Source organism: Gammaproteobacteria bacterium (genome assembly GCA_013816845.1).
Taxonomy (GTDB): Bacteria; Pseudomonadota; Gammaproteobacteria; order DSM-16500; family DSM-16500; genus Aquicella.
On record JACDDU010000001.1, the window covers coordinates 166,054 to 178,825 of the forward strand.

Annotated in this window: 16 protein-coding genes, 1 tRNA gene and 1 other RNA gene; 11 read left to right on the plus strand and 7 right to left on the minus strand. The window is 39.1% G+C overall.

What is annotated here, in order from left to right:
- Positions 1-67: 67 nt before the first annotated feature.
- Complete coding sequence (locus H0W64_00810; protein ID MBA3660250.1) at positions 68-472, minus strand: HU family DNA-binding protein; 405 nt, start codon at positions 470-472, stop codon at positions 68-70.
- A gap of 305 nt (positions 473-777) precedes the next feature.
- Here H0W64_00810 and rplM point away from each other — a divergent pair, with 305 nt between their 5' ends.
- The 5 genes from rplM (at position 778) to H0W64_00835 (ending at position 3,062) form a co-directional block, all read left to right on the plus strand.
- A complete protein-coding gene (gene rplM, locus H0W64_00815; GenBank protein MBA3660251.1) occupies positions 778-1,218 on the plus strand; it encodes a 50S ribosomal protein L13 in 441 nt (146 codons plus the stop codon).
- Positions 1,219-1,226: 8 nt separating this feature from the next.
- Entirely contained in the window at positions 1,227-1,676 is a 450-nt protein-coding gene (rpsI, locus tag H0W64_00820) for a 30S ribosomal protein S9 (GenBank protein ID MBA3660252.1), read from the plus strand.
- Between the two features lie 81 nt (positions 1,677-1,757).
- Positions 1,758-1,831, plus strand: a tRNA-Gln gene (locus tag H0W64_00825).
- A gap of 125 nt (positions 1,832-1,956) precedes the next feature.
- On the plus strand, positions 1,957-2,607 hold the full coding sequence (locus H0W64_00830; GenBank protein ID MBA3660253.1) for a glutathione S-transferase N-terminal domain-containing protein: 651 nt from the start codon (positions 1,957-1,959) through the stop codon (positions 2,605-2,607).
- A gap of 14 nt (positions 2,608-2,621) precedes the next feature.
- On the plus strand, positions 2,622-3,062 hold the full coding sequence (locus H0W64_00835; protein MBA3660254.1) for a ClpXP protease specificity-enhancing factor: 441 nt from the start codon (positions 2,622-2,624) through the stop codon (positions 3,060-3,062).
- A gap of 196 nt (positions 3,063-3,258) precedes the next feature.
- Here the strand turns inward: H0W64_00835 and H0W64_00840 are convergent, their stop codons facing one another.
- The 6 genes from H0W64_00840 to H0W64_00865 all read right to left on the minus strand — a co-directional run bounded on the left by H0W64_00840 (position 3,259) and on the right by H0W64_00865 (position 7,704).
- Positions 3,259-4,008, minus strand: a complete 750-nt coding sequence (locus tag H0W64_00840) for an FkbM family methyltransferase (GenBank protein MBA3660255.1) — start codon at positions 4,006-4,008, stop codon at positions 3,259-3,261.
- Between the two features lie 51 nt (positions 4,009-4,059).
- Entirely contained in the window at positions 4,060-4,446 is a 387-nt protein-coding gene (locus H0W64_00845; protein MBA3660256.1) for a response regulator, read from the minus strand.
- A 42-nt stretch (positions 4,447-4,488) separates the two neighbouring features.
- Positions 4,489-5,718, minus strand: a complete 1,230-nt coding sequence (locus H0W64_00850) for a PAS domain-containing protein (GenBank protein MBA3660257.1) — start codon at positions 5,716-5,718, stop codon at positions 4,489-4,491.
- Positions 5,719-6,108: 390 nt separating this feature from the next.
- Positions 6,109-6,690 carry a BON domain-containing protein gene (locus H0W64_00855; GenBank protein MBA3660258.1) on the minus strand — a complete coding sequence of 194 codons (582 nt, stop codon included), beginning with the start codon at positions 6,688-6,690 and terminating at the stop codon, positions 6,109-6,111.
- A gap of 2 nt (positions 6,691-6,692) precedes the next feature.
- Positions 6,693-7,295 carry a phosphoheptose isomerase gene (locus tag H0W64_00860; GenBank protein MBA3660259.1) on the minus strand — a complete coding sequence of 201 codons (603 nt, stop codon included), beginning with the start codon at positions 7,293-7,295 and terminating at the stop codon, positions 6,693-6,695.
- Positions 7,282-7,704, minus strand: coding sequence for a YraN family protein (locus H0W64_00865; GenBank protein ID MBA3660260.1), 423 nt, complete (start codon positions 7,702-7,704; stop codon positions 7,282-7,284). Before H0W64_00865 ends, H0W64_00860 begins: the two co-directional genes overlap by 14 nt.
- A 10-nt stretch (positions 7,705-7,714) precedes the next feature.
- Between H0W64_00865 and rsmI the strand changes: the two genes are divergently transcribed.
- The 6 genes from rsmI (at position 7,715) to H0W64_00895 (ending at position 12,692) form a co-directional block, all read left to right on the plus strand.
- Positions 7,715-8,560: a 16S rRNA (cytidine(1402)-2'-O)-methyltransferase gene (rsmI, locus tag H0W64_00870; protein ID MBA3660261.1), complete on the plus strand. Its 846-nt coding sequence runs from the start codon at positions 7,715-7,717 to the stop codon at positions 8,558-8,560.
- Between the two features lie 54 nt (positions 8,561-8,614).
- Positions 8,615-8,976: RNase P RNA component class A (gene rnpB / locus H0W64_00875), an RNA gene on the plus strand.
- A gap of 226 nt (positions 8,977-9,202) precedes the next feature.
- Positions 9,203-9,664, plus strand: coding sequence for a division/cell wall cluster transcriptional repressor MraZ (mraZ, locus tag H0W64_00880; protein MBA3660262.1), 462 nt, complete (start codon positions 9,203-9,205; stop codon positions 9,662-9,664).
- Between the two features lie 37 nt (positions 9,665-9,701).
- Positions 9,702-10,646 carry a 16S rRNA (cytosine(1402)-N(4))-methyltransferase RsmH gene (gene rsmH, locus H0W64_00885; protein MBA3660263.1) on the plus strand — a complete coding sequence of 315 codons (945 nt, stop codon included), beginning with the start codon at positions 9,702-9,704 and terminating at the stop codon, positions 10,644-10,646.
- Positions 10,643-10,975: a cell division protein FtsL gene (gene ftsL / locus H0W64_00890; GenBank protein MBA3660264.1), complete on the plus strand. Its 333-nt coding sequence runs from the start codon at positions 10,643-10,645 to the stop codon at positions 10,973-10,975. Before rsmH ends, ftsL begins: the two co-directional genes overlap by 4 nt.
- Before the next feature lie 46 nt (positions 10,976-11,021).
- Positions 11,022-12,692, plus strand: coding sequence for a penicillin-binding protein 2 (locus H0W64_00895; protein ID MBA3660265.1), 1,671 nt, complete (start codon positions 11,022-11,024; stop codon positions 12,690-12,692).
- The last annotated feature ends 80 nt before the right edge of the window (positions 12,693-12,772 follow it).

Sequence of the window (12,772 nt, forward strand, 5' to 3'; positions counted from 1 at the left end):
CGTACAAAATAAAATCCCCTCATGGGTAAAACAAATTGAGGGGATTTTTTATTCTAAGCAAAACAGCTTAAGCCACCATTTCTTTCAATTTTTTTAGAGGTTTAATTTTTACTGCTTTGTAAGCTGGCCGTGCTTTAATCATTATTTCTTCGCCGGTAAAAGGATTGACGCCTTTACGTGCTGATCTTGCAGGCTTTTTGACAACACTAATCTTCAATAACCCTGGCATAACGAATATTCCAGGACCACCAGAACGTACATGCTTTTCAATGACTTGCGTCAAACAATCCAATACAGAAACAACATCTTTTTTACTAACTTCAGTGACATCGGTAATAGTTCGAATCATATTACTTTTTGATAAAGGATCTTTGAGAGATGGCATTTTTTTGGATGTTGCGGTCATTTTAGAAGTTGCACTTTTTCCGTTTGCTGACTTCCTTTTCGTTTTTGAAGACTTCTTTACGGCCATGTTTTTTCCTCACTAAGTAAAAAGACACAGGTTAAAATAACATTTTTACAGAAATTTGCGAGTCTTTTTGGCTAAAAAACGCAAAAATACCGAAAAAACTATGCTTTTTTTGTTAAGATGGCACAAGTTAAGGTATAAGCTGGGGTTGGAAATTTGTTAAACATAAAAATAAATATTTTGATCTGATATTTACCTTTGACTTCATAGGTATAAAAAACAGGGAAGCGGCGCGCTACTTGCGTGTTTTTATTGCTTCCTATACAATTCTCGCGCTTTGAAAGGTTTCTTTTTATTTAGGATTCATGATGAAGACATACTTTGCCACCACTGAAAATACAGAACATAAATGGTATCTCGTTGATGCTTCAAATAAAGTTTTGGGAAGATTAGCGACCCAAATCGCCAAATACTTGCGTGGCAAGCATAAGCCTGAGTTTACGCCCCATGCCGATGCAGGCGATTATATTGTTGTGATCAATGCCGAAAAAATTAAAGTCACTGGCAAAAAAGCTCAGGATAAAGTTTACTATCGACATTCTGGTTATCCAGGCGGTTTGAAAGAAACTACTTATGAGAAGTTACAACAAAAAAATCCCGTGCAAATTATTGAATTAGCGGTTAAGGGAATGTTACCTAAAAATCCGTTAGGTAGAGATATGCTGCGCAAGCTAAAGGTGTATAGTGGTACCGATCATCCACATACAGCTCAACAGCCAGAACAAATTAATTTAGACCAAGCAGAATAGGAAAGACTATGTTAGAGAAAAATTTTTACGGTACTGGGCGACGAAAAACATCTAAAGCCCGCGTTTTTATGAAGCCAGGCAAGGGTAACATTGTAATTAATGATCGTACGCTCGAAGAATATTTTGGCCGTAAAACAGCACGTATGATTGTGAAGCAACCGCTTGAAGTGACTGCTTTGCAAACTAAATTTGATTTTTACATTACCGTGGTTGGCGGTGGAATGAATGGCCAAGCTGGCGCTATTCGTCATGGTATATCACGCGCACTCGTCAAATACGAATTAGGTGATGAAGCAGGGAATGTAGTAGAAGAAGGAAGTGAAATTGATTTAAGTGCATTTCCAATTCGAAGATCATTACGTAAAGCAGGCTATTTAACACGTGATGCACGAGAAGTTGAACGTAAAAAAGTGGGTAGACATAAAGCACGTAAGGGTACGCAATACTCTAAACGTTAATTATTTATCCTTTTTCAGATCTGCCTTGATTTTAATTGAGGCCGCCTCAATAAGTTTTTATTGAGGCAAGCCCCATCCATTTGGGGGATCGTCTAGTGGTAGGACGGCGGACTCTGACTCCGCTAACCTAGGTTCGAATCCTAGTCCCCCAGCCACTTCTTCTTGCGTATCGTGTCCAGTAGTGTAGTTAGGTAGATCAATCCATTCACCCTATTTATAAGCAGACTAAAGAAATCTTTTTTTAGCGTTGATAGAAGTATTAATGAGAGGAAGGCTGAACATGGCAATCATTACTAACAAACGATCCGTTATGACGTTGTATTCCGGCGCGTCAGATATTTATAGTCATCGTGTGCGCATCGTCTTGGCAGAAAAAGGAGTTTCATACGAAGTAATCAATGTTGAATCACGCGGTAAACCTGAAGATTTATTAGAATTGAATCCTTATGGCAATGTCCCCACATTAATTGACCGTGAATTGGTGCTTTACGAATCAAACATTATTACTGAATATCTAGATGAACGCTTTCCGCATCCGCCCTTGATGCCAGTTTATCCAGTAGCGCGTGCTAAGGCACGACTCGTTATTTATCGATTCGATCGTGAATGGACACCCCTGGTTCGTAAACTTGAAATTGGAAAAGGTGCTGATTTAAAAGCAGCTGCGAAAGAATTGACAAGTTACCTTGTGCAACTTATCCCAGCATTTACATCTTCTCCTTATTTTATGGGAGATGAGTTCACGCTGGTCGATTGTTGCATTGCTCCGGTTTTATGGCGCTTACCTGCTTGGGGCATCACCTTGACTTCAACTGAAACCAAAGCAATTAATAAATATGCAGAACGCGTTTTTGAACGTGATTCGTTTCAAGCAAGTTTGACTGAAACTGAACAAGAATTAAGAAAAATAGCAACAGCGGAAACTGCTTAAGGGAGGATAATATTATGCTATCAAATAGACCGTATCTTTTACGTGCTTTCTATCAATGGATTTTAGATAGCGCATGTACGCCCATTTTAGTAATTGATGCCAACCATCCGCGTAGCAAAATCCCAAAGGATTATGCCGAAGGTGGGGAAATCGTTTTTAATATCTCTTCGGTTGCAGTGAGAGATTTAAAAATGCTAAATGATGTTATTGAATTTAAAGCTTCCTTTTCAGGCGTCATTCATATTATTTCTGCCCCAATTGCTGCCATACTTGCTGTGTATGCGGAAGAGAATGGTGAAGGTATATTCTTTGATCCGGACGATGAAGACACCAGTGATCGCACCATAGTTCCGCTTAAGAGTATTGAGGGATATGCTAAAGAAGATTACGAAAAGACAATTTCTTCTCAAGATCGTGTTACCAAATCCAAACCTTTCCTCAAGCTCGTCGAATAAGTTATAAACGCTAAAAGAGCATCATTCCTTTTTGGAATGGTGCTTTTATTTTTCAAAAATTAATAATGGCGAGTAGATTTCATTCGGGCTATTTCTGTGCCATTAGTTTCAGTTTAAAAATTACGAGATAAGTAGGCTGTATCGGACACGACTTATAGGATTCAGTAAATAAAGTAAAAGTAGGGGATTTGTTGCGTTAGGTTTTTACTGCCTTGATTGTGTGTAGGAATGGCTTTGCTTTACTTGCCCAGGCTTGGGTTGATTCGGGAAGAATATTAGCAAGATCTTTAGAGTGGATGTCTAAATGAAATTGATGACGTAACAGTAACGTTTTAATTTCAGTGAGTTCATTAATGTTTCGCATCATTTCAGTTTCATGAAACTCAAGCGTCATGGCTTTAATAAGATCAAGTTTATTACCGATTTCTTCTAATACTTGTTGCTCGGCACCTTCAATGTCTAACTTAAGAAAATCAATAGGGCCATTGATGTAAGAAGAGAGTTTGACAGATTTTACTTGGATTTGATTGCAAATTTCCCTTTGGATCCCCCAGCTGTCAATAATAGAATTACCCCGCGAATCTGGGTGATCCATGTGAATTTGTCCATAAAAATCAATGGTCCCTTCTACTTTTGAAAGCGCAGCATTAATAAGTGTTACATCTTTTAATTCGTTCATAGCAACGTTTTTTTTCAAGCAACTAAACGCATTCGGATCAGGTTCAAAGCATACAATGCGAGCTCGCGGATGATATTTTTTAAAAAACAAAGTGGCGATACCGATATTACTACCTGCATCAATAATAAGAGGACTGTCTTCTGCACTCTCAAATAAGTAATAACCATCATTGAAAACTTCATCTAGCGTTTGCTGCATAGATTCTTCATTGTCATAATAAATAGTAAAACCACTGTGCTTGATAAACCGCTGAGCTGAATTTTTCATGTTTTGTCTTCAAACTAATCAAAATAATTATCATGAGCGCATAGCCGTAAGCTAATTACGACGCGCATACTTTTTTAAGAGGCGATAACAATCTTCCAACTTAATTGGTTTTTCTATGAAATCGTTCATGCCTGCTTCTAAACACCGCTCTCTACTGCCCACATCTCGATGGGCCGTAAGCGCAATGATGGGCACAGGATCACTATTTTTTTCATTTTTTCTAATAGTTTCCGCCACTGTTAAACCGTCTATATCTGGTAACCCTAAATCCATAAAAATCAAACTATAGGAATTGTCGGCAACCATTTGCAAAGCTTGAGCACCTGTTTCTGCTATATCCATATTGCAGCCTAATTCGTCGGTGAGCACCAACATTGCAACTTTTTGCGCTACTTTTATATCTTCTACCATGAGGATTTTATACTTGAGATTACGCATCAATATATCCTTTTAATGTAGTAGCTCTGTCTTCCTCCACATTCAATCTAGCAAGGGTAACTTGAAGGGTAGGGTGCAAATGAAAGTCGAACCCTTACCGAGCTCACTTTTTAAATCAACTTCTCCTTCCATTTCTTCTATGAATTGCTTAACAATGCGCAGACCTAACCCTATACCTTTGTAAATTCCTTTGCTGGATGGTGAAATGCGGGTAAATTTTTCGTAAATTAAATCTTGTTTTTCTTGTGGGATGCCCATTCCGGTATCTTCAACAATAAACTGCATAATAACGCTTCTTTTACCCCTACGTTTTGCAAGGATAACGGTAAGTTTTATTTCACCATTTTGCGTAAATTTTATGGCATTGCTGACTAAATTAATTAAAATTCTTTGTAACCGATAAGAGTCTCCCACTAAAATTTGTGGAATATTATCTGCACAATTTAAAGTCAAATTTAAGTCTTTTAATTTCGCAGGGGGAGCTTCTATAGTGACTACGCTGTCAATTAATTTTTGTACATTAAATTTTCTTTCTAGAAAGGGCAAGCTTCCTAGCTCAATTTTGGAATAATCTAGGATTCCATTGCAATAATCAAGTAGTTCTTTTGCGCAATTTGTTATGTGGGCAAGTAATTCTTTTTTCTTCACATCTTTTTCGTGTTGCCAGAGATAATTAGCCAATCCCCAAACGCCATTAAAGGGAGTCCGAATGTCATGCTCCATGTTCCGAATAAATTCTGTTTTAATACTATTCGCTTTTTCTGCCGTTTCTTTCGCTTTTCTTAATTCTTCTTCTATTTTTTTTAAGTGAGAGATATCAACAGTATTACCGACCAGCCCCACTATTTTGCCCATCTCATCCCGCAAAGGGCTTTTGCTCGATAATTGAATAAGGATCTCGCCATTGGGGAGTGTAATTGCCTCTTCCTTTACAATTTCCTGACCGCTTTGCATGACTTCTAAATCATTTTTTCTGTACTCATCTGCAACTTTTTGTGAAAAGAAATCGTAGTCTGTTTTGCCAACGCGTACATGTTTATGTTCTGTGGTCTTTACATACTTATAAGTCTTAAGTCCCACTTTTTGCATTTTTTCTAACGAATAAGTATTGAATCCTAAGTAGATGCCTTCTTTATCTTTCCAGTACACACTTCCTGGCAAAGTTTCTATCACATTACGCAAACGAAAAATTTCCGCTCTTTGTTCTTCAATCGTGCTTTTAAGTTGCTCAGTTTGTTCATCGTTGGAGGGGTAGTTTAAGATTTGACTCATGCTTCTCACCTGCCGAGCGTTAAGGGTTGATAGAGTACTTGAGGGATTAGAAACTAGAAAATTGACTATTCTCCAACCAGCCCATTATAAACGCAGATCTATACTGGGATGCATTATTCTAGGAAATGCCATCTAACTTCAATCATCATAATTACGTATTTTTATCTGACAAAAAGTCAGTATTTTTACCAAACTTGTGGAGTAGAGCCAAGTTGTTTTTTAAATACAAAGCTTTTTATCCAATCCTATATTGGCTCAAACTTATACAGCGGATAAACGAATCAAAAAAGATATTTATACATAAACTAATTTTAGGAAATATTCTGGTGTAAAAAAATAGGTTAATTCTATTACTTTTAAGTAAGACACCAGAATTTTGATTTATTAAATCTAATTTTTATATTGAAAAATTTTAATAACTTTTTGAACGCCGGAAACTTGACGCGCAATTTCTGCTGCAACGTTAGCTTGTTGACGAGAAACAATTCCCATTAAATAAACGACGCCATTTTCCGTAACGACCTTAATGCTGCCTGATTTAAGTTCATCATTGGCAAGCATTTTACCTTTGATTTTGGCTGTAATCCAAGAATCGCTGGTTCTCGTTAAAGTGGACGTGGGACCTTCTACGGTAATTTGATTAAACACACGTTCTACATCTGGTGCGCTTTTGGCAATTTCACCAGCTTCATGTTGCCATTTTACATTGGGCACTTCGCCGGTTAGTAAAACTACACGATTAAAAACTGTGGCTTCGATATGACTTTCATTGCGTAAGCCGGGAATCATTCTAATTCGGTCCATCACTTTATTTGCAATTTGCGTATCACGAACATTATTAGCAATCGTGCGATGGTCATAAACTACTGCGATTGCAGCAGCGCCAGCAGCAGCACCTACAACAAAAATACAGCCTTGCGCAAAGAAGGGTAAACAAATCATTAACAATATTATTTTTATAAATTTTTTCATATTCATTCTCCGTGGCCAAACAATCTAAACTCAACAATGTCGCAAATACAGTGGATAATAAGTAAATGAGTTTCCTGAATTCGTGCGACGTCAAAGGCAGGCACGCGGACTTCAATATCTTTTTCATGCAAATGATCGCTTAATTTGCCGCCTTCAAAACCACTAAGCGCTATGACATTCATATGTTTATCATGAGCAGCTTTGATTGCATTGACGATATTAGTAGAATTACCGCTCGTGGTAATGGCTAATAACACATCACCTGGTTGTCCCAGAGCTCGTATTTGTTTCGCAAATACATCACTAAAGTGATAATCATTGGCAATTGACGTAATAGCGGGTAAGTCACAAGTTAAAGCGATAGCTGGAAGCGGAGGGCGTTCTTGCCGAAATCGGTTAAGCATTTGTGAGCTGAAATGCATGGCTTCACAAGCTGAACCACCATTTCCGCAGACTAAAATTTTATGACCTTCAAGTAGTGCCTGTACCACTTCTTCGCTCGCCTCAGCAATAATATTGAGGATTGCATCCGCACTATTTATTTTAGTTTGAATACTATCGGAAAAATTTTGTTTAATGCGCTCAACAATACTATTCATATTCATCTTCAGAGAAAGCATACTTAATCCATTCAATCTGCATTTTACCCTTCATAGGATGTATTGCAATCACATCAAACCGACTATGTACGCTAAATAACCAATCTTTCGACTGCAAAAAGTGATGCGTAGCTTTAATGATCCGCTTTATTTTTTTCTCATCTATACTTTCGACGGCATCGCCATACTCACAATTTTTACGAAATCGAACTTCAACAAATACAAGTTCGTTAACTTTAATATCGTGCATTATTAAATCAATTTCCCCCTGATAACAGCGGTAATTTTTAGCAATTAAGCGTAAGCCTTTTCGGACCAGAAAGCGAAAAGCTGTCTCCTCAGCAATATCACCTGCTTGTTTAGCTTGTAAGACGTTTTTACTATTCGTTATGATTCGTCTTCCTAACTTCCACATGCGGCACCTCATGATTGATAAAAAAAATGGCCAGCTTTATGTTGTTGCAACCCCGATAGGGAATTTGCAAGACATTACTTTTCGTGCGATTGAAGTATTAAAAAACGTGGATGTGATTGCAGCAGAAGATACGCGTCATGCAGGTCGACTATTAAATCACTATGCCATTAAAAAATCTCTGATCTCGTTGCATGAATGGAATGAGCAAGAACGTTTAAATCAAATTATTGCTTACCTTGAAGAAGGCAAACAAGTTGCTCTGATTAGCGATGCGGGAACGCCATTATTAAGTGATCCTGGTTATCTCTTAGTGCAAGCTGTGTGGGAAAAAGGATTGACTGTTACGCCGATACCAGGACCGAGTGCAGTGATTACTGCATTATGTGCTTCAGGTTTACCCAGTCATCAATTTCGTTACGAAGGGTTTTTGCCGGCAAAAGAAGAAGCCTGTCGTAAGCATCTTGTAACATTAGCAGGGAGTGCTGGCACCCTGATATTTTATGAAGGCCCACATCGACTATTGGCTACTCTAAAAGTGATGCAAAGCGTGTTTGGGGCTGATCGAGAGGCGGTTGTTGCGCGTGAACTCACTAAAATGTACGAAACATTTCATCGCGGCACGCTGACGCAGTTGGTCGAGGAATTTACACAAAAAGTGCCGCGAGGAGAAATTGTTATCTTAGTTAAAGGGTGTGAAACTGCACCTGTTATTCCAGCGCAATTTTCTGTCGAAAAAATCCTTGGGATTCTTTGTAAAGAATTACCGCTTAAACAAGCGGTAAGTTTAACAGCTCAAATTACCGGAGAGCGAAAAAATAGCGTTTATAAAAGCGCTCTCGATCAAGAGGGCCTTTAGCTTTAAGGCTTAATGAAATCTACAAAATCACCAAAAAAATGTTAATATGCTACCCGAGTCAGTTAGGCAATCGCTCACCTTAAGGTGGGAGGAAAGTCCGGGCTCCATGGGTAAAGTGCCAGGTAACACCTGGGCGGTGCGAGCCGACGGAAAGTGCCACAGAAAATAAACCGCCAGCTGCAAAGCATGGTAAGGGTGAAAAGGTGCGGTAAGAGCGCACCGCATAATTGGTAACAATTTATGGCATGGTAAACCCCGCTTGGAGCAAGACCAAATAGGAACTCATAAGTTAATTCAATTTAACTTAAAGCGTTACCCGCGCTGAGTTTGGGTAGGTTGCTTGAGGCATTTGGTGACAAATGCCCCAGATAAATGATTGTCCACGACAGAACCCGGCTTATCGACTGACTCATTTTTATTCATAACATTCCTTTATGTCTTATAATCCATCATCAATTCTGCTACGCTCTCCATTACTGCATAAGCCGCACTTCCTTTTATCACGATTGTGGAAAGGGGTGGTGTAAAGTGTTCCATTGTGGAAATTTGTGGTATATTTGTTCTAACTCACTAGATTTTTTACTCGGCTATTTTTCTTTCAAAGTTTTGGTCTTGTGGGTTTCTCTTTAGGGGGATAATGCAGTGTTTCGTGGCATTAACGGGATCAATATCGATAACAAAGGCAGGATGGTTATGCCATCACGTTATCGAGAAAGATTACAACTTGATAGCAAAAGTGCCGTTATCTTGACCATCGACACTGAAGATAAATGTTTGCTCCTTTATCCGCTGCCGGAATGGGAAGAGATTGAGAAAAAGTTAGCAACCCTTCCTAGTTTCAATCCAGCGGCGCGCAGAATTCAACGTTTATTGATTGGCCATGCAACTGATATTGATATGGATGCTCAAGGGCGGATTTTATTACCGCCAATGCTTAGAGAATATGCAGGATTAAGTAAAAAAGTTGTTTTAGTCGGGCAAGGAAAAAAGTTTGAACTTTGGGATGAAGCGCATTGGGAAAAATGTCGTGCCATCTGGTTGCAAGAAGAATCAGATGCAAGCGTAAGTTCCTTACCTGATGAGGTGAAGGCTATTTCGTTGTAATGCACATGGAGTTTTTAAAATTATGGCAGCGTGCCACATGAGCGAAATTTTTCACCAACACATTCCAGTCCTACTGGGCGAGGCAGTTGATCAATTGGTCACGTCTCCTGATGGGATTTATATTGACGCAACCTTCGGTCGCGGCAGCCACTCGCACGCTATTCTTAAACGTCTTAATGCAAACGGAAGATTGATTGCGTTTGATAAAGATCAAACCGCCATCAATTTTGCTCAAACTCATTTTGCTCACGATCCCCGTTTCTCTATCGTTCACGCTTCTTTTGCTGCATTGGAACAAGTATTAACACGTGAAAATTTGCTCGGTCAAGTTCAAGGCATTTTATTTGATTTAGGCGTGTCCTCTCCTCAATTCGATGATCCAGAGCGTGGTTTTAGTTTTAATAAATCAGGTGCGCTCGACATGCGCATGGATCAGTCACGGGGGATGACAGCTAAAGAATGGATTGCGACGGTAGATGAGAAAAAACTGGCAAATGTGTTATGGGAATATGGTGAAGAGAAATTTTCTCGGCGTGTCGCTAAAGCTATTGTTTTAGCACGTGCTGAACACCCTATTGAAACGACCCTGCAATTAAGTGACATCATTAAATTTGCGATACCTAAACTTAAAAAAAATTACGATAAGCATCCTGCCACCCGGAGTTTCCAAGCGATTCGGATTGCGATTAATGAGGAATTAAATGAATTAGAAAGTGCATTAAAGCAAACTTTGAATGCATTACAACTAGGCGGTCGGATAGCCGTAATCAGTTTTCATTCGTTGGAAGATCGGATTGTTAAACAATTTATTAAATCACAAAGTAACGATACGTTTATTCCACGTGATCTACCGATTAAGGGAGAAACATCTTCATCGCAATTTAAAGCTATTGGCAAACCGATTAAACCTAACATGAAAGAAGTTAACCTCAATCCAAGGGCACGTAGTGCCATTTTACGAATCGCGGAGAAGCAATCATGAACGCGGCAGCTCGCTTAGTTCATCGGAATGTATTATCTCGTCATTTGGTTTTGTCACGGATATTTTCACTTCATAAACTTTCATGGATGGCATTGGGCTTGGCGGTAGTCAGCTCTGCGATAGGGATGATTTATGTTACCCACCAATCCCGGCTATTACATGCTAACTTCCAACGCAACTCAACTTACATCAATCGCTTAGAAATCGAATATCGACAATTATTATTGGAAAATAGCACGTTAACGATGCCAGCTCGGATTCAATATCAAGCAGAAATGAATTTAGACATGATAATGCCTGATGAAAACGCGATCCAGGTTATCGAATGATCCTAAAAAGATTGCCGATTCAGTTTAATGATTCAGTTGTCATCTAATGAGTGGTTCAAGGAGAGAATTTGCCTCCTATATTCCATGGCGCTTTTATCTTCTTTTAGGCTTAATAGCCTTGAGCGTCTTAGGCTTGGTTACAAGGGTCATTTATCTCGTAGTTTTTGAAAAACCTTTCTTACAGCAGCAAAGTAATGAGCGGGTTTTGCGGAAAATTATTACGCCTGTTTTCCGGGGTATGATTTTAGATCGCAATCATTTTCCTCTGGCAGTGAGTACGAAAGTTTTTACCATTTGGTTTAATCCGCAAACGTTTTCTCCAGACACAAAATCGCTACATAAATTAAGTTCACTTTTAAAGTTATCGCCCTCTTCAATTAAAAAGCTTAGTCAAACTTATAAAATTAAAAACCGTGAATTTGGTTATTTGCAACGTGGTGTATCCCCTCAGTTAGCCAATAAAGTGAAATTACTTGCTATTCCCGGGTTGTACGCTATGGAAACTTCACGACGTTATTATCCAGAAGCAGAAGTTGCAGCTCACCTTGTCGGATTTACTAATATTGACGATAAAGGACAAGAAGGATTAGAGCTTGCCTATAATCAATGGTTGTCCGGATCATCAGGGAAAAAATGGGTTATCAAAGATCCGTTGGGTCGAATTATTGAAGATGTTGATCATACTGCAGAGCGACCGGGAAATGATCTTATTTTAAGTATTGATCGTCGTATTCAATACATGGCTTATCGAGAATTACTTAGTGGTATATTTACCAATGAAGCAAGTGCAGGTTCAGTAATCGTGCTTGATGTGGAAACGGGTGAAGTGTTAGCGATGGTCAATTATCCCTCTTTCAACCCTAATAATCGCGGCAAACTGATTCCTTCTCATTTTCGTAATCGTGCTATTACCGATACATTTGAACCCGGTTCAACAATTAAAGCGTTTAGCATCGCAAGTGCATTTGAAACTGGCCAATTTAATGCTGATTCGGTTATCGATACGGCACCAGGTTATATGCGAGTTGATCGCAATATTGTTCGTGATGGAAAAAATAATGGCGAGATGACTATTGCTCAAATTTTACAAATTTCTAGTAACGTGGGGGTAACTAAGATTGTTTTAAATTCCTCTGCTGATCAGCTGTATAATTTACTTCACAAAGTAGGTTTTGGTGAAATCACGGGTATTGGTTTTCCAGGAGAAGAGGGCGGCTCGTTACAAAAACCAAAGGGGGCATTTACATTAGCTACGCTTGGGTTTGGATATGGGTTAGCGGTAACCCCTCTGCAATTAGCACGTGCTTATAGTGTATTAGCAAACGGTGGAATAAAAAAACCCGTCACTTTGTTAAAGGTAAATCAAGCGCCACAAGGCGAACTTGTGATGAAGAAGAAAGTGGCTGATGAAATGTTACAGCTTCTTGAAGCCGTCTTAAATAAAGGCGGAACGGGAACCGCCGCTCGTATTCCTGGCTATCGTATTGCAGGGAAAACAGGTACAGCAAAGTTAGTAGGTGAGCAAGGGTATCAAAAGCATCGTTATGAATCTTCTTTTGTTGGTATTGCTCCTTTATCTCATCCACGGGTTATTGTGGCTGTGGTCATTCATGATCCTCAAGGGAAACAATATTATGGGGGGCCTGTTGCGGGTCCGATTTTTAAAAACGTGATGCAAGAAACTTTACGTATTTTAGATGTACCCCATGATTCATAACCAGGGGAGCTTTGGGACTCTTAAGAAGTTATCATGGGGTCTATAAGTTATGCGCCAACAGGCTACATCGCTTAAATATT

What these genes read in the sequence shown, in the direction of transcription:
- H0W64_00865 (MBA3660260.1), bottom strand. Translation starts at nt 7,704, where the DNA reads ATGTGGAAGTTAGGAAGACGAATCATAACGAATAGTAAAAACGTCTTA.
- H0W64_00855 (MBA3660258.1), bottom strand. Translation starts at nt 6,690, where the DNA reads ATGAAAAAATTTATAAAAATAATATTGTTAATGATTTGTTTACCCTTC.
- H0W64_00895 (MBA3660265.1), top strand. Translation starts at nt 11,022, where the DNA reads ATGAGTGGTTCAAGGAGAGAATTTGCCTCCTATATTCCATGGCGCTTT.
- H0W64_00810 (MBA3660250.1), bottom strand. Translation starts at nt 472, where the DNA reads ATGGCCGTAAAGAAGTCTTCAAAAACGAAAAGGAAGTCAGCAAACGGA.
- rpsI (MBA3660252.1), top strand. Translation starts at nt 1,227, where the DNA reads ATGTTAGAGAAAAATTTTTACGGTACTGGGCGACGAAAAACATCTAAA.
- rsmI (MBA3660261.1), top strand. Translation starts at nt 7,715, where the DNA reads ATGATTGATAAAAAAAATGGCCAGCTTTATGTTGTTGCAACCCCGATA.
- H0W64_00860 (MBA3660259.1), bottom strand. Translation starts at nt 7,295, where the DNA reads ATGAATATGAATAGTATTGTTGAGCGCATTAAACAAAATTTTTCCGAT.
- rsmH (MBA3660263.1), top strand. Translation starts at nt 9,702, where the DNA reads ATGAGCGAAATTTTTCACCAACACATTCCAGTCCTACTGGGCGAGGCA.
- H0W64_00840 (MBA3660255.1), bottom strand. Translation starts at nt 4,008, where the DNA reads ATGAAAAATTCAGCTCAGCGGTTTATCAAGCACAGTGGTTTTACTATT.
- H0W64_00850 (MBA3660257.1), bottom strand. Translation starts at nt 5,718, where the DNA reads ATGAGTCAAATCTTAAACTACCCCTCCAACGATGAACAAACTGAGCAA.
- H0W64_00845 (MBA3660256.1), bottom strand. Translation starts at nt 4,446, where the DNA reads ATGCGTAATCTCAAGTATAAAATCCTCATGGTAGAAGATATAAAAGTA.
- H0W64_00835 (MBA3660254.1), top strand. Translation starts at nt 2,622, where the DNA reads ATGCTATCAAATAGACCGTATCTTTTACGTGCTTTCTATCAATGGATT.
- ftsL (MBA3660264.1), top strand. Translation starts at nt 10,643, where the DNA reads ATGAACGCGGCAGCTCGCTTAGTTCATCGGAATGTATTATCTCGTCAT.
- H0W64_00830 (MBA3660253.1), top strand. Translation starts at nt 1,957, where the DNA reads ATGGCAATCATTACTAACAAACGATCCGTTATGACGTTGTATTCCGGC.
- rplM (MBA3660251.1), top strand. Translation starts at nt 778, where the DNA reads ATGAAGACATACTTTGCCACCACTGAAAATACAGAACATAAATGGTAT.